Source organism: Flavobacterium sp. GL_143 (assembly GCF_057834355.1).
Genome location: NZ_CM174401.1, coordinates 1,033,229 through 1,055,761 on the forward strand (window position 1 = coordinate 1,033,229; position 22,533 = coordinate 1,055,761).

Sequence of the window (22,533 nt, forward strand, 5' to 3'; positions counted from 1 at the left end):
AGCTTTAGTATTTATTCGAAACCAATCTTTTTTACTGTTTTTCTATCTCCATCATATACAACCAAGAAATAAATCCCTGTATCTAAACGATTATTCAGTATAATTTTTTGCTTGAAATTTGCCATACTTTCAAATGTATTACGGTAAACTTCTTTACCCGCATCATTGTATATAAAGACTCTAACTCCATCTGTTGATTCACATCTAAAAGCAATTTCAAGATCTCCTTTAGTAGGATTAGGATAAGCTATAAGCTCCTTTGGCATAACAATAACTTCTGTTTGCAAAGTGTATTTTTTTGTACAAATCTCAATTGAGCCTGAATCTATTGTACCATCTCTCCCTACGTAAGCATCTCTTACCTTGAATGCCCAAGTTCCTACAGCATCTTTATTATTAAAACTGTTAAGCAAATCAGTAGGAGTTACAGTTTGTAAAGTAGGTATTGAGCAATCTAAAGCTGTTCCCCAATCATCATACTTTAATAACAAACTGGCGTTTACATCTCCACAATTTCTATTAAACAATCGTACAATTGCTCCTTGAGGATTTACTAGTTGCATCTCTACATCCGACAATCTTGTATGTGTCAATCCTACAGAAACATTTACATCTAAAACTATCCCTGCATCGGCCGGAACATTTATATTTCTTGTTGTATATGCTAATGCATTAGGTATTGCAAAAGCTGCTCCAAGTGGATACGAAGTACATGTTGCATCAACTTTATAACCAATTGCAAATGATCTACTGTTTACTGCATAATAAATATTGGCTGTAGGTTCAATTAAAATTCTGCAATTTGTTGCTGTTACATCCTCTGGAACATCCACTGTTTGAGAACCATCATTGGGTGTATTTGCAGCTAAGACAATCGGAAAGGTTAAACCACCATCTGTAGAAAGTTTTATATTTACATTGGCAGATCCTGGCAAAGTATTCGTGCTTTTTACATCCCAAGTAATAATCTGGCTCGTTCCATGAAGCCACCCAATATCATTTGTGCCTTGTGATGTTACTGTAAATGGCCCAATATCTTTTATTACATTTACAATCATTGCAGCTGTATTGGTTTGTGCAGTTCCCGCAGCAGCATTATCACGACCTGTTAATGTAAAATGTAAAGTTCTGGAGATTGACGGAGCCGACTCCCAAGTACTCGTTACTTTACCTGAAAGAACAAGGTCTAAATTTGGCATATAACGTATCGGTGAACTCGAAGGCGGAAATGATCTAAACAAAGGACCATCAGGTTTGTCTGGGCTAGCAATACTTAGGCTTCCTGATGTTGTAATTGCCGTATCATTTTCTTCCCAACAATAAGTAATCGAATCACCATCAATATCAGTACCTGTTCCTTTTAAAATAAAAGCGGTACTAACTGGAATTGTGTAATTAGCACCCGCATTAATCACTGGAGGATTATTTATTATAGGCACACTAACTGGACAAACTTTTGTCGCTAGATTTTCTTGAATTTGTAAAATACTAGCATATGTAAAATAATCATCGGAGTGATCTTGTATATCGTAATCATCTGTAACTCCTGCATATCCCATGATTGTAGAACCACTTCCCGGTTCTACATTTACGCCTGCTCCTTCTATATCATAAGAAAAAGTATGGGTTGCTCCTAATTGATGCCCAAATTCATGTGACACAAAATCAATATCAAAAGTATCTCCTTGTGGTTTTCTATCAGATGGAGATGTAAACCCACTTCCTTTAGAATTATCTACACATACGCAACCAATACAACCAGCATCACCGCCACCTCCTGATGCTCCAAATAAATGACCAATATCATACGCATTTTCGCCAATAACATTTGTTAAAGTAGTTTGAACTTCTTGATTCCAAGCTCCTTTAGCTCCTGTGGCTGCATCAGAATAAGGGTCTGTCGCTGCATTTGTATAAATAACAGCTTCATTATTGGCTATTATGATTAATCTTAAAGCCAAGTCTTTATTAAAAACACCATTAACTCTTGTCATCGTAGCATTCATTGCTGCTAATGCGTTAGCTTTTGTACCTCCAAAATAAGCCGCATATTCGCCTGTACAAGACAATGCCAATCGTAGAGTTTTAAATACTTTATTGTTTGCTGCTATTTTGGCTGTCTTGGCTTTTAATTCTTTATTTAATACAATATCTTTTGTCTTACATGTTAATGGCAAACTTCCTTTATCTCTGCTTTTAGCAGTAAACAGGGTATATTCTCCACTATTTTCTGTAATTGGTTCGATAAATTCAGAAGCATTATCAGCTCTTAAAACCATCGTCTGGATTCCTTCTGGAGAAACACTAAAATGAATTTTTGCTGTTTTATCTTTACTACTTATTCCTTCGTAAGCTCTAATATCTGGGTATTTTGCTTGTAATTGAGGATCAAAATTAGAAGATTCCCAAACAGTATATTTTTCGAAAGCACCATCCATATTAGGAATCGTAATTTCGGCTGTAGTTCTTTTATCAGTTTTAAGTTGTGCACTAGCGAGTTTTTCTTTCAAAAAAACTTCGTTTAGTTTATAAATAATCTTTTCTCTATCGTCTGACTTTACATTTCCTCTCTCGGTAATCGAAGTGGTACTTTGACTAACTTTTTTCCACATTTCGTTACTTTGTGCCTGAATTTGGACAGAACTAAAGATAATTAATAAAAGAAGTATAGTTTTTTTCATGTTGAGAAATATTTAAAGTTCAAAATTAATTCAATTAATGTGAATAAAAAGATTTAATCGTCAAATAATTATATAAAATCGTCAAATAATTATATAAAATCGTCAAATAAAGCTTTTTTAGCAAAATCATCCCCAACTTTATAAAAAATCAATTCTCCTTACTATTAGATTTAAAATAGATAGTATAAATTTGCAACATCTTAAACTATTTGCTTTGAAGCTCTTTCATTCTATAACCGATTTTCGATCTACCAAGAAAACAATACTAACTCTTGGCACCTTTGATGGTGTACATATTGGTCATAAAAAAATACTTGAAAAGATTACCCAAAATACTCAGGACGGAAAATATGAGAGTTTGGTTCTTACTTTCTTCCCTCATCCTAGAATGGTATTACAGGAGAAATCAGAAATAAAATTACTGAATACAATTGCCGAAAAAACAAAACTCCTAGAAAACACAGGCATAGAAAACCTTGTCATTCACCCTTTTAACGAAAGTTTTTCTAGATTAACTGCCGAGGATTTTGTGAGTTCTATTTTGGTAAATCAGTTTCATATCCAGAAAATAATCATTGGTCACGATCACCGTTTTGGAAGAAACAGAACGGCTGATATTAATGATTTAATTGCATTTGGGGAGCAATATGGTTTTGAAGTAGAGCAAATTTCGGCACAAGAAATAAAAGATGTATCTGTAAGTTCAACCAAAATAAGAAAAGCATTAACCGATGGCGATATGAATCTTGCCAATGAATATTTAGGTTATGATTATTTCCTAACTGGTACTGTTGTAAAAGGAAAACAACTAGGCAGAACTATTGGTTTTCCTACTGCTAACCTAAAAATTGAGGAGGAATACAAATTAATTCCTAAAAATGGAGTCTATATTGTAAAATCTATCATCAATAAAAAAGTAGTTTATGGTATGATGAATATTGGCTTTAACCCAACTGTGGGTGGTCAGGCTCAGTCTATCGAAATTCATTTCTTAGATTTTGATGAAGATATTTACGATTTAGAAATTTCCGTTTCTTTATTGCAATATGTTCGTGAGGAACAAAAATTTGGCTCTTTCGACCTTTTAAAAGAACAATTAAAAAAAGATAAAGAAACAACTATAGCCTTCACAAATAAATTATAATTCCTTTAATTTATTTCTGCCATTCATAATGACAACATAGTGATTTTTTTAGTAAATTTGATAAGCATTATACTGTATATCAACCAAATACTATTAACTTCTTAAAAATAATCGTTATGAAACTTTCAAAAGAATTATACAATGGGATTCTTATATTCCTAGGTATTGGTGTTTATTTTTTATTAATGAATGTTTTAGGTCTTTCTCATATACTTTACTTACGTGCACTGAACGTAGCTTTTGTTGTTTATGGGGTAAACAGAACTATAAAAATGAATCTTGCTGAAGGCGAAACCAATGCTGTTTCTAATGCTGTTTCGGCCATGACAACATCTGTAATTGGAGTCGCACTTAGTATTCTCGGATTACTTATTTACAGTTATGCCCGCGGTGGAGACGCGTATGTAAAAACCTTATCCGCCACTTTTATGTTTGGCGGTAACCCATCTGTTCCAACCTACTGTATTTGTTTATTGTTTGAAGGTATCGCTTCATCTGTAGTTGTAACCATGCTATTAATGTTGTATTGGAACAATAAATATGCTGCTGACTAATTTGTTTTAGTACTTTTTTTAATTTTTTTTTTAATAAATCTGAGAATTCCAAAAGGATAAATTACTGTTTTTTGGGTGTCCTTGCGAACCTACATTCGTAAATTGTGTCTTAAAATACAACCGCAAAAACTTTTAATAGACTGAAATTAAAATACTGCATTGATTCATTAGAACAATTTAATTACTTTTGAGCATCAAAAAATCGTATAGATGAACAGTACAAAACACAATTGGACGAAAGACGAGATTATCGCCATATACAATAAACCAATGATGGATTTGCTTTATGAAGCAGCATCTATTCACAGAGTAAATCATGATCCAAATGTAGTTCAGGTATCTACTTTGTTATCTATTAAAACAGGTGGTTGCCCTGAAGATTGTGGCTATTGTCCTCAAGCTGCTCGTTACCATACTGGAGTAGAAGGAAATGATTTAATGTTGGTTAGTCAGGTAAAAGCTCAAGCTTTGCGTGCTAAATCTAGTGGTTCTTCTCGTGTATGCATGGGAGCTGCCTGGAGAAACGTAAAAGACGGACCTGAATTTGACCAAGTTCTAGAAATGGTGCGTACCATTAATAAACTAGATATGGAGGTATGTTGTACTCTTGGTATGATTACCGAAAACCAAGCACAACGTTTGGCCGAAGCTGGTTTATATGCTTACAACCATAACTTAGATACATCTGAGGAATATTATAAAGAGGTTATATCAACTCGTGGTTTTGAAGACCGTTTGCAAACTATAGAAAATGTTCGTAAAACTAATGTTACTGTTTGTAGCGGAGGAATTATAGGAATGGGTGAAAGTATCGAAGATCGTGCTGGAATGTTAGTTGCACTTTCTACATTAAACCCTCAACCTGAATCGGTGCCTATTAATGCATTGGTCGCTGTAGAAGGAACACCTATGGAAGAAGAAAAACCTGTTGAAATTTGGGAAATGATTCGTATGGTTGCTACAACCAGAATTATAATGCCTGAAACTCAAGTGCGTTTATCAGCAGGAAGAACTAATATGAGTCGCGAAGGACAAGCAATGTGCTTTTTTGCTGGAGCAAATTCTATTTTTGCAGGTGATAAATTACTTACTACTCCGAATCCGGATGTACACGAAGACATGAAAATGTTTGATTTATTAGGTTTGATTCCTCAAAAACCTTTTACTAAAGTTTCTCAACCTGAAACTGTAGAAGCAGAAAATTCTCAATATGCTCCACTTGGCGAAAAACCAAAATGGTCAAGACCAGGACATGCTATCGAAAGAAACTTAGAAGCTTCGGGTAAAGCAAAATAATCAGAATTTGAAATATAAAAAATCTCTATTAATTAGTTTTAATAGGGATTTTTGTTTTTGCTAAAGCATTACCTTTTTAACAACTGTAGTTTTATTTTGTAATAGTATCTTAACGATTACCATTTGTGACGAAATATTTATTTTTGATGTTTCAAGCTGATTTGAATTTACTTTGCTTTTTTCATAAATTTTCTTGCCCGATAAATCGTAAACAAATATTTTATCGATAGTTTCGCTAAAGGAATTAATTCTAATTTCTTTGTTTGCAACTGAAACCAAAATTCTATTTTCAGATGTTTCAAATTTACCTGTCCTTAATATTTCATTAGTATATCTCAATACAAAACGGTCATTAAAAGTTCCTACTTCTGTAGTAAAAGAATAATCTGTTTTATTCAAATCATGGATTATATTCGTTAATTTATCTTCTAAATAAACTATTTGGTTTGTCAATAATCCATCGGCTTTGTCGATACCAATAGCAAATTTCCCTGCTATAACTGAACTATAACCTAACGGTACTGAATCTGTTTCATTAAATGGTAACCCTTTGCTTTGTATTACTAAATTTTTATCCTCTTTGATACTATAAAAATTTACGAATTTGTTTCCGTTAAAATTTTCCCCATCAAAAAAAGAGTCATACGAATTGGTTGCTCCTTTTATATAACCTAATAAAATTTGTTTAAAAGCTCCTTCTTTATTTGTTAGATTCAACCAAATACGATGCCTTTCTATTGAACTTTCTCTGTCTTGTTTTTGAGTTTTACTTGGTTTAAAAAATTTAGAATTACGACCAATTACTCGCATACTATTATCAAAATTGACTTTTCCTGTTCCTTTACTACCTAAGAAAAATGCTTGTCCTGAAGCAATAACTCCATCGGGTTCCGTTTGATTAATTCCCGATGATAAAGCTGGTCTTGTTGCAACTCCTCCTAATAAATTATATACTGCATAATCATCAGAATTATAATCATTGTTGACAAGTGGGGTATTGTGTGTCCAGAAATAAAGCGTTCCATCTACATTCTCTCTATTCTTCGATATAAAAATATCAGCATTTATCGCAGAAGGATACGGATTACCTATTAAATCATAACCAACTTGATTATCTAATAAAACTGAAATTTTACCATTAGTAGGTCTCCCTTTAAATCTGGCTTCATAAGTTGTCGCAGTTGTTTTTGAGAAATTTCCTGGAGCTTCAATAATATAGCCTTTACCAATTATCATATTGGTTGATGCATTTTCTTTATTCCAAGTTATTCTTGTAGCATCATACGAATAGTAATTATTAGATGTTGTATTTGGAGATACATCAAATAGGTTTTGATTTTCTACTGGTGATGACCAATAGGTATAATCATGCTTTAAAATGGGAGTTGTCTTTCTTTTTACTTCAACAATTCCTGTATTTACCACCTCATCATCCAATTGATATAAAGTTGCTGTATCTTCTAGAACCAAGGTTCCCAATCCTGAATAATTTAAACTTAATCCTAAAGTATTTCCCTTAGGAATCGTGACTTTTTTTCCTGAATCAATACTACAATTACATGCATTAACCTGTCCTGAAAAAGTATAATTATCATGAAAAATTAATTCTTTACCTTCGGATGGTAATCCATTTGTCCAGTTTGTCCCATCCCAACTAGAACTATCTGTACATAATTTTAACCGTGCAATCCTATGTTTAGTTTCTCCTGATACTGAATTAAAATTACCTCCTATAAGAAGTTTATAATCGGGTGTAAAACTCATACTGAATAATGTACTATTTAAGTTTACAGCAAAAGAGGTATCATATAAACCATCTTTTAATAATCGAAGCATTCGCATTGAAGGCACTCCATTATAAGTTCCCGAAAATGCTCCTCCAACCAAAATTCGGTTGTCCTTTTGAACCAAAATACTACGAACATCTCCATTGCTAAACCCTGTACCAATTGTAAAAGTGGCATCTAAACTTCCGTCGGGATTTAATCTTGTAATTCTCTTTTGGGCAACTCCGTTGTATGTTAAAAAAGTACCTCCTAAGATTATTTTACCATCAGATTGTAACGCAATTGCATAAACATATTTATCAAAACCATTACCTACACTAAAACTAGTATCTATACTTCCGTTTGAGTTTAAACGAACTAAACCTGGAGATAAGTGTCCATTAAATGTATCAAATCTTCCACCTACCAAGATTTTTCCATCTGGTTGCACAAACAATGTTTCTATTATTGCATTGGCTCCTGAACCTGTTACAAAACCTGTATCTATAGTTCCGTCGAGATTTAATCTTATGATTCTGCCTACAGATAACATTCCATTATAACTCGTGAAATTCCCTCCAACAATAATTTTGGAATCTGAATGTACTGCCAATGCATATACCTGATTATTGAATCCTGTTCCCATTGTAAAACTTTCATCAATACTACCGCTTGGTAAAATTCTGGTAATTCGGCTACAAACTTTTCCATTATAATTTGTAAAAGCTCCTGCAAAAACTATTTTATTATCCGATTGTAAAACAGCTGTTTTAATTGCATTATTTGCTCCAATTCCATTTAGATTAAATGTAACATCCAAAGCTCCATCTTCGAGCAATCCTGCAATTCTTAGGGTTGATTCTCCATTGAATTTTGTAAAATTACCAAAGGCTATCGATTTATTATCTGTTAAATAAATTATCTTCGAAACCGAATTGTCAAATCCAACTCCTGCCGCAAGATATCCTATATCTAATGCTCCTTCTGAATCTATCTTAGCCAATCTTCCTTGATTCTGGGAATCAAAAACGGCAAATGAACCGCCAACAAACCAAGAACCATCTGTATTATTTGCTAAATCAAGTACTGATGCTGATGCAGGTCCTGAACCAATATCAAAATCAGAATTCATAGTTCCGTCAGAATTTAAAAGAACCAACCTATTTACCGATGCCCCATCATACTTTCCCGTAAAAGAACCTCCAACCATTATATTATTTGCTGCATCTGTCTTGATAACTGTAACACCATCATTACTAAATGCTGTTCCTGACAAGAAATCAGAATCTACAGTTCCATCATTATTCAGCCGAATTATTCTATTTGCAGGTATTTCATTATAACTTGTGAATTTCCCTCCTACTAAAATTTTTCCATTTGTCTGTAATGCCAATGCTGCAACATCGCTGTTAAAACCTGAACCTATATTAAAAGTAGTATCGATAGTACCATCAGGATTTAAGCGAACAATATGATTTGAATCTGTTCCGTTAAAAGCGGTAAAATTCCCCGAAAGAATAATTTTTCCATCAGATTGAATTTGAATATTTGTAATATTTTTTGAAGAACCTGAGCCTGTTGAAAATGACGTATCCAAACTTCCGTCTTCTAATATTCGTGCGACTCTATTAACTACAACTCCATTATATTGAGTAAAACTCCCTACTATGATAATCTTACCATCTGGTTGTTGTGCAATATCATATATGATTCCGCTACCTGCTCCATTTGTATTAAAACTATTATCTTTAGATCCATCGGGATTTAAGCGAATCAACCGATTGGAAGTTATTCCCGAATAAGTTGTAAATGCCCCTCCGATAATTATTTTTTCATCTTTTTGTATAAGTGAAGCATATACTTTTCCATTAAATCCAATACCTATATTAAAGTCCTCGTCTATACTCCCATCTGGTTTTAACCTACATAAGTAACGTGCTGAAGTTCCATTAAAATTAAAATAATCTCCACCAACAATTAAATTCCCATCTGGTTGTAAGGCTATTGTTCTCACAATATTATCAAAACCATCCCCAGAATGCCCATCATCATAGGTATTAAACGTAGCATCGACACTCCCTTGTTGCCCATTACAAATAGTAATAAATATAAAACTTATCAAAACCAGCAGATAATATTGTTTTGTTTTCAAGATAATCTTCTTTTAAAAGTTATTTCTAAAATGATTAATTAGTAGGAATTTATTGCTAAACTAATCTTTAAAAAACAAAACACAATATTAAAACTTAACTATTTTGTAAATATTACGCTACATTATTAAATTCTAAAAAACCTTTTAAAAACAAAAAACCATTCCGTTTTGTGGAATGGTTTTTAAAAATTAACTTAAATTGTATTTAAAAAATCACCTTCTTGGTTTCGATATGTTTGTTATCAAGGACAACTTTAACCACTAAAACCTGATTGGCAGATTTTAAGTTTTCGATAGTCAATGTAGGATTTCCTACCTTCTCTTTCTTGTAAATTAATTTACCTGATACATCATAAATAAATACCTTATCTATAGTTTGACTAAAAGCATTGATTTTAATTTCTTTGTTTGCAACAGCTACTAAAACTGCATTTTCTGCTAATTCGAATTCTCCTGTACCTAATGTTTTATTGGTATATCGTAACACAAAACGATCATTAAAAGTACCTTTTGCAGTTGTAAATGTATAATCTGTTTCGCGTAAATTATGAATTATACCAGCAACTTTATCTTCTAAATAAATACCCTGACTTGTAAATGAACCATCGACATTATCAATACCTATAGTAAAACTATCTGCTATTGTTGAACTATATCCTAAAGGCACTAAATCGGTTTCTTTAAATGGTAACGCACGCCCTTGAATTGCGAACTCCTGTCCTTTATCAATACTATAAAAATTAACAAAAGCATTAGCATTATATGTAAGACCGTCATAAATACTTTCATAATCATTTGTTGCTCCTTCAATATAACCAACTAACATTTGTTTAAAAGCTCCTGTTTTGTTGGTAAGATTTAACCATACTCTATTTTTCTCTAAAGCTGTTGTTTTGTTAGTTTTGCTAGATCTAAAAAACTGAGTGTTTTTACCTGCTACACGCATACTGTTCTTGAATTTAACATTAGCTCCACCCGTTTTAGCATTAACAAAGAAAGATTGACCCGCTCCTATATTCCCAGATGGTTTTTCACTTCCTGAACCAGAAGCTTTTCCGCCAGCTGGACTTCCCACAACTCCACCAGTAAGATTATATGTTGCATAATCATTAGAGGCGTATTTCCATTTAGTCCCATCATAATTTAGTGCAGTAATGCGTGACCAAAAATATAACGTCCCGTCTAAAATATCTTTATTGGCTAGTAAGAAATCATCGGCAGATAATGCCGAAGGATATGGATTTCCTACCAAGATATATGCGTCCGTCATTGTTGGCATAGCAAGTGTAAGAGCGCCATTATTAGGAGTCCCATTAAACACAATTGTTTGATTATAAGGAAATGGTCCTGCATTACGTGATTTAATTATATACCCTCTACCTGCTTCCATATTATCAGCTGCATGTAGCCAGTTGTCTGTTGCAATATCATATGCAAAATAAGAATAAGTCCCTAATGAAAGCTTACTGAATTTCTGACCAACTACTGGTGATGACCAATAGACATAATCTTGATCTTTCATCGTTTTAGTAAGACGCTCATAAGTTATTACTCCTGTATTAATTGCATTATCATTTTTCTGATACAAGCTTGCTTGATCTTTGAATGTTAAACTAGCCGTAGGAGTAGGAGCAACAGTAAGCGAATTGATAACACTTAATGTACTACCCGATCTAATCACAACATTAGCATTCGGTTTTATTTCACAAGAACAGCTATTTATATCCACATTAGGAGTAGTTGGAGCAGGATAACTTCCTGTAAAAATAACATTCTGATCTATTGTTGGCGCACCACCAGGCCATGACCATGCTGTACCATTCCAAGTATTAGTAACTAAACCTGGAATCACAACATTTGCAGATGCTACAGACGTACAAGTTGAAGTTGTACTTTTTACTGTAAATGTATAAGTATTAGGAGCAAGTCCTGAAATTGTTGTAGATATACCCGTACCTGTTGTTGATACTGTAGCAGGATTACTTACAATTGTCCAATCACCAGAAGGTAATCCGCTTAATACAACACTTCCTGTAGGAACTGCACAAGTTGCTGCCGTAATTGTTCCTTGGGTTGGTGGAGTTGGTAATGCTTTTATTGTTAACAAAACCGCATTAGAATTAGTGGAACAACCACTATTAGTTACTACGCATCTAACTCTATTACCATTCCAGTCTACAGGTGCATTTGTTAATGTTAATGTTTTTGTTGTATATCCAGACACATAAGGTAACTGAGCAGTATCTACGTTTGTCCAATTACCATCTGATGAATATTGCCATTGATATGTTGAGCTAGGAACGGAAGTTTCTACTGCAAATGAACCACTTCCACCTTCACAAATTGTTAGATCAGCTGGTTGGGTACCGATTGTTACTGGTGTATTAACTGTTACTGAAACTGGAATAGATGTTATTACTGATGAGCATCCCCCACTTATAACAACATCATAACTACCTGCATTTGCAGCTATAGGATTTGTCAATGTAAGTGTAGCTGATCCTTGACCACTAATTACACCTCCATTTGGTACTGGAACTCCTCCTTTACGCCAAGAATATGCTAATCCAGCTCCAGTTGCTACAACCGAAATAGTTTGTGTACCATTACTGCCAATACAAGTAGCTACTGGTGCAACTGGCTGTGTTGTAATTGCAACCGATGACATAGTAACTTGAGTAGGTGAAGAAGTTCCCGTTGCTCCACCACAAGCAACCTTAGCACGATAATAAGTAGCTTCTGTTTGTGAAGTAGTAAATGTAGGATTAGTTGATAAAACATCTCCACACTGAATAAATATTTTATTAATACTATGTTTATCATTTATATCTCCTACACGAGCTGAGAATTTAAATTTCCAGTTTGTTTTATCTGCTGCTACATAGCTTGGCACTGAAAGACCTGAAACAATTGTTGTACCCGCTATTTTAAGAGATAAAGAACCATTAGCATCAACTGCTAAAATAGCATTTCTATATGAAGAATTTCTAAGATTAAAAGGGTTAAGGCTATTTGCAAAAATCTGAACACCATCATAAAAAATTCGAATCATGCTACCCGTATTTTGACCAGTAACATTATCATAAGTATCTAATTGTAAGATAAAACCAGAGCCCTCTCCTTTTTCACCACCGCCAACAGTTCCTGAATCTATATTTGGTCCATAGCTTAAACTCATCCCATCAGCACCACCACCATCAAAAATTCTATAATCAAAACTTGCCGTAAATGGTGTAATGTTTGAACCAGGAGTAGTATTAATAACATACCCTCCTGAATATCTTGTAACACCTGTAGAAGTTAAAATTAACTCGCCACTAGTGATAGACGTACTATTCCCTATTGTAGTTGCATTAGTTGGTATTGTGCTAAAATTTGTGTTTATAATTGTAACAGGAGCGGGTGTTGCATCTCTCCATGTTGAACCGTTTAATGAAGTTTCCCACTGATAAGTTGCTCCTCCTGAAGTTGGATTTTCAACAGATAAAGTAAAAGGAACATTTGGACAAACAGGATTTACACTAGCAATGGTATTTCCTGGGCTAGGAGTACCTGAACATGCAGCTTCTATGTTTACACTATAATCCTCAACTTGACCATAGCTAGAAGAAGCAGAGCATGGGGTCGCATTATAATTATTATATTGACTGATTACGCGCATTCTGGTAGTACCTAGAGAAGCATTTGTAGGAATAGGAATAGACACAGATGCTGATTTTCCATCTATACCATTAGAATTTATAATTGTTCCTATATAAAATACTTCGCCTGAGTCGACGAAATCACCATCTTGATTCCAATCAAAATAAACAGTATAATAGTTCCAATAATTACCATCAGTATTCCCTTGTACAGTTATTGGATAACTTTGTCCTCTAGTAACATTTGTTTTATAATTAATATAATTTTCATACTTCGGAGAGCTTGTAAGCGCAGAACTCGCATTCGAAATAGTCTTAAAAACCACATTAGTAATTGGGTTTACATTAGGAAAATTAAAAGTGCAATATGTCTTACCGACATTTACAATCCCGCTAGTAGTTGCAAAATAGGTGTCGTTTTTATTATCAGCAGAAGAACTTGTACTCCCCCAAGATCCCAAATCCTGAACTGCTCCTCCAGATGTAAACGTATTAGCTTTATGGGTGAAAGTTCCTAAATTTGCATTTATTCCTAAACCAATCTCTAAATTATTCCCTATAGTTGTAGCTGCTGTAAAAGTCTTTGTTCCTGTTCCTGACATAATAAGATTATAAAAATCTAATTGTCTAACAGTTTGTCCTATACCATTTAGATCTACTGTTCCTGTCTCCGATAGAAAACTACCACCAGTACCTGTTATATTACCTCCTATCTTCAAAGTACTAGTATTTCCCTCAAGAGTACCTGCGCTCATTAACCAAGTACCTGTAAAAGTATGTACATAATTTCCTAAAGCTAATCTACCACCCGAACCATTAATCGTTAAATTACTACCATTTACAGCCCCTGTAAATGTTGCTTTGTTGCCTGTTTTTGTCATAGCAACATTCCCAGTTGTTGTAAAACCAGCAACGCTTTGGACATTACCTCCACTTAAAGTAACATTTTTATCATTAAAATCAATTACTCCTCCACCTACATTGGATAAATTACCTTGAATTGTTAAATTACTGCTAGGATTAGCTGTTGTACCTGCTCCTGAAAAAGTAAGATTCTGATACGTAATTGATGCATTAATTGTTGGTGTTGCATTGTAATAATCAATAGTAAAATTTGTTGGAGGTGTAGGAGTGAATGAATAATTTGCACCCCAATTTGCCGCACCTACTCTTAATGTTCCTGCAGTAAGAGTATTTGTCGTAGCAGTCAGTAGATAAGTATTCGCATCAAAAATACCTAATGTATTTGTAAAAGTAGCTACCGTCAAGGCATTTCCCAAAATCACTGAACCTCCTGTTTTATTTATTCGAAGAGTACCACTGTTAGCAGAACTTATTCTCCCTGTTAGGGCTTGACTTGCTGTTCCTGTAAAAATTGTAATTGCTCCAGTTCCAGCCGAAGTTCCAGTAAACGACCAATTACCTGTAAGTGAAATAGTCGTAACTGCACCAACAGTATTACCTGTCCAATTTCCATTTCCACTAACATCTCCGCCAACAGTAAGAGTATTTGTGTTAGCCATATTAAGTGTCCCTAAAATAGCTATTGCTGCACAGGCTGGAGTAGCTCCTGAATTTATTGTATGCCCACTTATAATATTCACATTGTCATTCGAATCAGGTATACCATCTCCATCGGTACCACTTATCCTTGTCCATGTTGTTGCTGAGTTCCAATTCCCATTAGCTCTAGAATTAAACACTGCTTGCCCTATAACTTGATTAAACGCCCCTAAAACCAAAACCAAACACAACCATTTAGTAAGGCTGTTTGATTTATTTATTGATTTAGAAGAATGTTGAGAGAGGAAGAAATCAACATTTAATAGTAATTTTTTATTCATAAGTAGGATTTAGAATTATAAATTGTTTTTTTGGGTATATTAATTATTTGTAAATTAATTTGATATTCTGTGTTTTTGCAATCTTTATTTTAACAATGCATCACTTAATATTTTTTTAATAACATGCAGAAAATCAGCATTTATTATTTTTTCATTTTCAACTTTATGTTGTTTTAAAAAATAATTTTAACATATTGTAAGTTTTTATGTATAAAGTGATTTTAATTAAATGATTTCACACCTTTTTACACATTCCAAAACAATCATAATAACTTGATTTTTAAACATTTAAAATTAAAAAATATTTGTTTTTTGTTAATGCGCACCAAATAAAGCACAAAAAAAAACCTCTCACAAGATTTTTTTTTTTGGAAAATACGTTTTCGCTATTTTACTTAAATACCCGTTGAAATGCATCTTTTTTAAGACAAAATGCATATTAACGACGTAAATACTTACTTTTTATTAACTTGATGATATTTAAGAATTAAACTAGAAACTAAATCCATTTGATTTTTCTCTTCATCCTAAATAAATTTGTTAAAAAACAAAAAACCATTCCGTTTTGCGGAATGGTTTTTAAAGTTTAATCTAAATTTTATTTAGTAAATCACTTTCTTGGTTTCGGTATGTTTATTATCAAGAACAACTTTTACAATTAAAACCTGATTACTTAATTTTAAGTTTTCTATTCTCAATTTAGGGTTGCCTATTTTATCTTTTTGGTAAAGTAGTTTACCCGATGCATCATAAACATATACGGCATCTATAGCTTGATTAAGTGTATTGATTTGAATCTCTTTATTTTCAACAGCTATTCTGACTATATCTTCTGTTGCTTCAAACTCTCCTGTACCTAAAGTTTTATTAGTATATCGCAATACAAATCGATTATCGACACCATCAGTTTTGGCTGTGGTAAACGTATATCCTTTTTGGCGTAAATCTTGTATAACACCAGTTACTTTATCTTCCAGGTAAATAGTATGATCTGCTAATAAACCATCTGCATCATCTATCTCAATGGTAAAATCTCCAGCTATTTCTGAACTATATCCTAAGTACACCAAATCGGTTTCTTTAAATGGTATGGCACGTCCCTGAATACTGAGTTTTTTATCTTTAAGAACACTGTAAAAATTAATAAAAGTATTTCCGTTTAGAGAAATTCCGTCAAACATACTTTCATAATCATCTGTTGCTCCTTCAATATAACCTACCAATATTTGTTTAAATGCACCTTCTTTATTCGTAAGATTTAACCACACTCGATTTTTTTCTATAGTTGCTGCTTTTCTAGTTTTGCCTGGTCTGTAAAATTGTCCGTTTTGCCCAGAAGCACGCATACTATTATTGAAAGTTACTTGTGCACCTCCAATTTTTGCATTAACAAAAAAAGACTGTCCTGCCGCAATATATCCTAATGGCGGAGCACTTCCTGAATCTGAACCAGTTCCTTGACCATGAGTAACTCCACCAGTAAAATTATATATTGCATAATCTTCAGATGCATAATTCAATTTACCACCTTGAAGTCCAAGTGGGGTAATATGCGTCCAGAAATATAAAGTCCCTTCTAAAATAGTAGAATTTCCTCTTAAAAAATCATCTGCAAATAAAGCCGAAGGATATGGATTTCCTACCAAAATATACTCATCGAATTTAGTTGGAGTGCTAAGAGTAAGTGCCCCATTATTAGGAATTCCTTCAAAAACTACTTTTTGATCATACGGAAAAGGACCTGCATTACGTGCTTTTATAATGTATCCTCTACCAGTTTCCATGTTATCAGCTGCATGTAACCAACTATTTGTCGCAATATCAAAAGCAAAATAAGAAAAAGTTCCTAATGCTAGCGTACTAAATTTTTGACCAAATACGGGTGATGACCAATAAACGTAATCCTGATCTTTCATCTGTGGAGAAATGCGTTCATAGATAATTTTGCCACTATTTGCCGCATTATCATTTATCTGAAATAAACTCGCCTTGTCTTCGAATTTTAAACTAGCTGTAGAAGCTACTGTAACCGAATTAGTAATAGCTAAAGTTGCTCCCGTCTTAATTGTAACTTTAGCTGTCAAATTCACCTGACAAGAACAAGCAGTTAAATCACCTGCTGGTCCTATTGCCGAAGTATAATCTGCTGAGAAAATAATATTTTGATTTGCCGTTGGTGTACCACTAGACCATCCGGAACCGCTCCAACTATTAGTAACCAAAGTAGGAACTATAGCGGGAAGAGATGCTGCAGAAGTACAACTTGTTGTTAAGTTACTTACTATAAAAGTATATGTATTTGGTGCAAGATTACTAATAACAGTACTTGTTCCTGAACCTGTGGTAGTAATAGTGGCTGGATTTGTTACTATTGACCAATTACCAGATGGTAATCCGCTTAAAGCAACACTTCCTGTAGAAACCGCACATGTTGGTGGTGTAATAACTCCAATAACTGGAGCTGTTGGTGTTGCATTTACCGTTACCGTAAAAGTTGAAGCGGGGCTACTAACACAACCTGCTGCAGTTTTTACGGTTAATGTGCCTGTATAAGTACCCGCAAGTGTACCAGCTGGAACAACAATCGTAATAGGGCTTGCTGGTAATGAAGCATCTGTAACTGCTGCAAAAGTATTTGTGGGAGATCCATTCCAAACAATACTATATGTTGTGGGAGTACCCGATGTAGCGCTATAACTTAATGTAGTATTTTGGGCGCTTACACTTGAGCAAACGCTAGCTGCTGATGCTGCTAATGTTATTGTTGGAGTCGGATTTACTGTCACTGTAAAAGTTGATGCGGAACTACTAACACAACCCGCTGCAGTTTTCACCGTTAATGTTCCTGTATAAATACCTGCAATTGTACCCGCTGGAACAACTATCGTAATTGGACTCGCTGGTAATGTAGCATCTGTAACTGCTGCAAAAGTATTTGTGGGAGATCCATTCCAAGTAATGCTATACGTTGTGGGAGTACCCGATGTAGCGCTATAACTTAATGTAGTATTCTGAGCACTTGCGCTAGGACAAACTGTTGCCGCAGCTGCTGCTAATGTTATTGTTGGAGTCGGATTTACTGTCACTGTAAAAGATGAGCCTGAACTACTGACACAACCTGCTGCAGTTTTTACGGTTAGTGTGCCCGTATAAGTACCTGCAATTGTACCTGCTGGAACAACAATTGTAATAGGACTTGCTGGTAATGTAGCATCTGTCACTGCTGCAAAAGTATTTGTAGGTGATGCATTCCAAGTGATACTATACGTTGTGGGACTGTTTGTTGTAGCGCTATAAGACAAAGTTGTATTTTGGGCGCTTACACTTGAGCAGACACTAGCTGCTGATGCTGCTAATGTTATTGTTGGAGTCGGATTTACTGTCACTGTAAAAGATGAGCCTGAACTACTGACACAACCTGCTGCAGTTTTTACGGTTAGTGTGCCCGTATAAGTACCTGCAATTGTACCTGCTGGAACAACAATTGTAATAGGACTTGCTGGTAATGTAGTATCTGTCACTGCTGCAAAAGTATTTGTGGGAGATCCATTCCAAACAATACTATATGTTGTGGGAGTACCCGATGTAGCGCTATAACTTAATGTAGTATTTTGGGCGCTTACACTTGAGCAAACGCTAGCTGCTGATGATGCTAATGTTATTGTTGGAGTCGGATTTACCGTTACTGTAAAAGATGAGCCTGAACTACTGACACAACCTGCTGCAGTTTTTACGGTTAGTGTGCCCGTATAAGTACCTGCAATTGTACCTGCTGGAACAACAATTGTAATAGGACTTGCTGGTAATGTAGCATCTGTAACTGCTGCAAAAGTATTTGTGGGAGATCCATTCCAAGTAATGCTATACGTTGTGGGAGTACCCGATGTAGCGCTATAACTTAATGTAGTATTTTGTGCACTAGCACTAGGACATACACTTGTTGTAGCTGCTGCTAATGTTATAGTTGGAGTCGGATTTACCGTTACTGTAAAAGTTGAGGCAGGGCTACTAACACAACCCGCTGCAGTTTTCACCGTTAGTGTGCCTGTATAAGTACCTGCAATTGTACCCGCTGGAACAACTATCGTAATTGGACTTGCTGGTAATGAAGCATCTGTCACTGCTGCAAAAGTATTTGTAGGCGATGCATTCCAAGTAATGCTATATGTTGTGGGAGTGCCTGATGTAGCACTATAACTTAATGTAGTATTCTGAGCACTTGCACTTGAACAAACTGTTGCCGCAGCTGCTGCTAATGTTATTGTTGGAGTCGGATTTACTGTTACTGTAAAAGTTGAGGCAGGACTACTAACACAACCCCCTGCAGTTTTTACGGTTAGTGTGCCTATATAAGTACCTGCAATTGTACCCGCTGGAACAACTATCGTAATTGGACTTGCTGGTAATGAAGCATCTGTCACTGCTGCAAAAGTATTTGTAGGCGATGCATTCCAAGTAATGCTATATGTTGTGGGAGTGCCTGATGTAGCACTATAATTTAATGTAGTATTCTGAGCACTTGCACTAGGACATACACTTGTTGTAGCTGCTGCTAATGTTATTGTTGGAGTCGGATTTACCGTTACTGTAAAAGTTGAGGCAGGGCTACTAACACAACCCGCTGCAGTTTTCACGGTTAGTGTGCCTGTATAAGTACCTGCAATTGTACCCGCTGGAACAACAATCGTAATTGGACTCGCTGGTAAAGAAGCATCTGTAACTGCTGCAAAAGTATTTGTAGGCGATGCATTCCAAGTAATACTATATGTTGTGGGAGTGCCTGATGTAGCACTATAACTTAATGTAGTATTCTGAGCACTCGCACTAGGACATACACTTGCCGCAGCAGCTGCTAATGTTATTGTTGGAGTCGGATTTACCGTTACTGTAAAAGTTGAGGCAGGACTACTAACACATCCAATAGCATTTTTTACCGTCAATGTGCCTGTATAAGTACCAGCAACTGTACCTGCTGGAACAGCGATGGTAATAGAACTTCCTGGTAACGCTACATTTGTTACTGCTGCAAAAGTATTTGTAGGCGATGCATTCCAAGTAATACTATATGTTATGGGAGTGCCCGATGTAGCGCTATAACTTAATGTAGTATTCTGAGCACTTGCACTAGGACATACACTTGTTGTAGCTGCTGCTAATGTTATAGTCGGTGTCGTATTTACGGTTACTGTAAAAGATGAGCCTGAACTACTAACACAACCCGCAGCATTTTTTACCGTTAATGTGCCTGTATAAGTACCCGCAACTGTACCTGCTGGAACAACAATCGTAATAGGACTTGCTGGTAATGCTGCATCAGTCACAGCTGCAAAAGTATTTGTAGGTGATGCGTTCCAAGTAATACTATATGTTGTGGGAGTATTTGTTGTAGCGCTATAACTTAATGTGGTATTTTGTACGCTAGCACTAGAACAAACACTCGCTGCAGTGGCTGCTAATGTTATCGTAGGCAAAGCGCTTACACTTAATGTAGCCCCAAAATTAACCGTTGATGAACAAGATCCTGACGTAAGCGCAGTAACTGTTATAGTACTAGATCCTGCTGTAGTTAGTCCCGTAGCCGTAAAGAATCCAGTTCCAGCCGTACTAACAGTCATATTTGCAGTTAATCCTGTACCACCAGCAACTGGATTACTCCTATTGTAGGTAACTACATAATTACCAACAGGCAATAACGCAGCACTCGCTGTTACTGTTACTGTAGATGTTGTACCTACAGATATACATACATTTGTTGCGCTAGCACCTGTAATATTATAAGTAGGACAAGTATAGGTAACCTTTATCTGTCCAGCTGCTCCATTTCCTCCATTATTATTACCAAGGCCTAATAAAACTAAACCTCCTCCTCCTCCTCCTCCTGGCGGAAGTCCTACCTGTCCATTACCTGCTAGTGTTGCCCCATTACCTCCGGCACCTCCTCCAGTCACAACAGCGCCTCCTCCACCTGCTGATCCATCATTACCATTTGAAGCTGTACCAGCACTACCTCCTCCTCCTCCTGAAAATAATAATGTAAGCACCAAACTTCCATTTGCTCCTTTACCTCCAGAAAAATTTGCTCCAACTCCTCCAGTACCACCAATACCAGCTCCACCTCCACCATTTCCACTTGTTCCTCCTGCACCTCCATTAGCAGTTACCGTTAAAAAATTGGATGCTGATCCACTAGTCCCATTTGCTTTAGACCCTAGACCTCCAGTACCAACAGTATAATTAATTGAACTACCAGGAGTTACACTAAGACTAGTAGTCTTACTGTAGCCTCCTCCTCCTCCCCCAGCTGCGGAATTACTATCATCATTACCTCCACCGGCACCTCCGGCACCCCAGCATTCTGCAGTTAGCAAGGTAACACCAGCAGGCACAACAAAAGTACCACTACCAGCAGTTGAAAATGTGTTTGTAGTCTGAGACCACGAATAAGTAATAATAAAAACGAAAAACAAAGATAATTTTAGTCTCATAATAGTAGGTTTTAATGATAAAAAAAATCAATTAACTCTTTGTAATATTTATGAGTGGTATTGAAAAGGTGTTGATACTGATTGAAGATTTATCAGCATCATATTCTTTTCTCAAAAAAAAATCATACAACGTAACTTATTAGGGCAAAGATACTTATGCAATACATTCTTAAATTTAACTAAAAATTCCTAAAAGAAGTTCATATAATGTTCATATTATCATGTATTACAACGTTTAAGATTGAGGTTTTATCATATATTTAACAAATTACAAGGTAATACCTCTCAATTATCACAATTTGATATAAAAATCTCTATCTCTACTAGATGATTTACATAAGTCTTTTTAAGTAAGATTATTTCGAAATAGACTTTCGAGGCAAAACAAGTTTTTGAAAAAAAATTAAAGCTTTACATTTGTTCTTTATTCAATACTAAAACTACAATAGACTATATGAAAACGGATTGTACTCCCAAAGAAGCATTACAAAAACTAGAACATTTTTGTGCTTATCAGGAACGTTGTCATGACGAGGTGGTATCTAAGCTATATAGTCTAAAAATGACACCAGACGAAATAGACTCTATTGTGGTACAACTCATTACAGATAACTTTCTAAATGAAACTCGTTTTGCTTGTAGTTTTGCACAAGGAAAGCATCGCATAAAGCAATGGGGAAAAATAAGAATTGTAAACGAACTTAAAGCACGTCATATTACATCAACCAATATCAACCTTGCACTTGCAGGAATTAGTAATGATGAATATCTAGAAACATTTGAAAAATTAACGCAAAAATGTTGGGATAATTTACACGAAAACAATCAACTCAAAAAACGCAAGAAATTTTGTGATTATGTATTGCGCCGAGGTTTTGAAAGCAATATGGTTTATGAAAAAGTAAAGGAACTTGAAACCAATGTCAAGTAGTTTTTATATTTAAGTATAGATAAATCTTCGGCTCCGTTC

Annotated in this window: 8 protein-coding genes; 4 read left to right on the forward strand and 4 right to left on the reverse strand. The window is 35.0% G+C overall.

What is annotated here, in order from left to right; genetic code table 11:
• Nucleotides 1-11 precede the first annotated feature (11 nt).
• Nucleotides 12-2,681: a reprolysin-like metallopeptidase gene (locus tag AC3IPI_RS04400; protein ID WP_489157388.1), complete on the reverse strand. Its 2,670-nt coding sequence runs from the start codon at nucleotides 2,679-2,681 to the stop codon at nucleotides 12-14.
• A 214-nt stretch (nucleotides 2,682-2,895) separates the two neighbouring features.
• Between AC3IPI_RS04400 and AC3IPI_RS04405 the strand changes: the two genes are divergently transcribed.
• The 3 genes from AC3IPI_RS04405 to bioB all read left to right on the forward strand — a co-directional run bounded on the left by AC3IPI_RS04405 (nucleotide 2,896) and on the right by bioB (nucleotide 5,675).
• Complete coding sequence (locus AC3IPI_RS04405) at nucleotides 2,896-3,825, forward strand: bifunctional riboflavin kinase/FAD synthetase (RefSeq protein ID WP_039113226.1); 930 nt, start codon at nucleotides 2,896-2,898, stop codon at nucleotides 3,823-3,825.
• A gap of 116 nt (nucleotides 3,826-3,941) precedes the next feature.
• Nucleotides 3,942-4,379 carry a hypothetical protein gene (locus tag AC3IPI_RS04410; protein WP_039113227.1) on the forward strand — a complete coding sequence of 146 codons (438 nt, stop codon included), beginning with the start codon at nucleotides 3,942-3,944 and terminating at the stop codon, nucleotides 4,377-4,379.
• A gap of 210 nt (nucleotides 4,380-4,589) precedes the next feature.
• On the forward strand, nucleotides 4,590-5,675 hold the full coding sequence (bioB, locus tag AC3IPI_RS04415; protein WP_489157389.1) for a biotin synthase BioB: 1,086 nt from the start codon (nucleotides 4,590-4,592) through the stop codon (nucleotides 5,673-5,675).
• A gap of 60 nt (nucleotides 5,676-5,735) precedes the next feature.
• Here the strand turns inward: bioB and AC3IPI_RS04420 are convergent, their stop codons facing one another.
• The 3 genes from AC3IPI_RS04420 to AC3IPI_RS04430 form a co-directional block, all read right to left on the reverse strand.
• A complete protein-coding gene (locus tag AC3IPI_RS04420; RefSeq protein ID WP_489157391.1) occupies nucleotides 5,736-9,593 on the reverse strand; it encodes a DUF8693 domain-containing protein in 3,858 nt (1,285 codons plus the stop codon).
• A gap of 205 nt (nucleotides 9,594-9,798) precedes the next feature.
• Nucleotides 9,799-15,078: a DUF8693 domain-containing protein gene (locus tag AC3IPI_RS04425; protein ID WP_489157393.1), complete on the reverse strand. Its 5,280-nt coding sequence runs from the start codon at nucleotides 15,076-15,078 to the stop codon at nucleotides 9,799-9,801.
• 602 nt (nucleotides 15,079-15,680) lie between these two features.
• Entirely contained in the window at nucleotides 15,681-21,563 is a 5,883-nt protein-coding gene (locus tag AC3IPI_RS04430) for a DUF8693 domain-containing protein (protein WP_489157395.1), read from the reverse strand.
• Nucleotides 21,564-22,017: 454 nt separating this feature from the next.
• Here AC3IPI_RS04430 and AC3IPI_RS04435 point away from each other — a divergent pair, with 454 nt between their 5' ends.
• The gene (locus AC3IPI_RS04435; protein WP_039118152.1) at nucleotides 22,018-22,494 is read left to right on the forward strand and encodes a regulatory protein RecX; all 477 of its coding nucleotides are present in this window, start codon (nucleotides 22,018-22,020) and stop codon (nucleotides 22,492-22,494) included.
• Nucleotides 22,495-22,533: the final 39 nt, after the last annotated feature.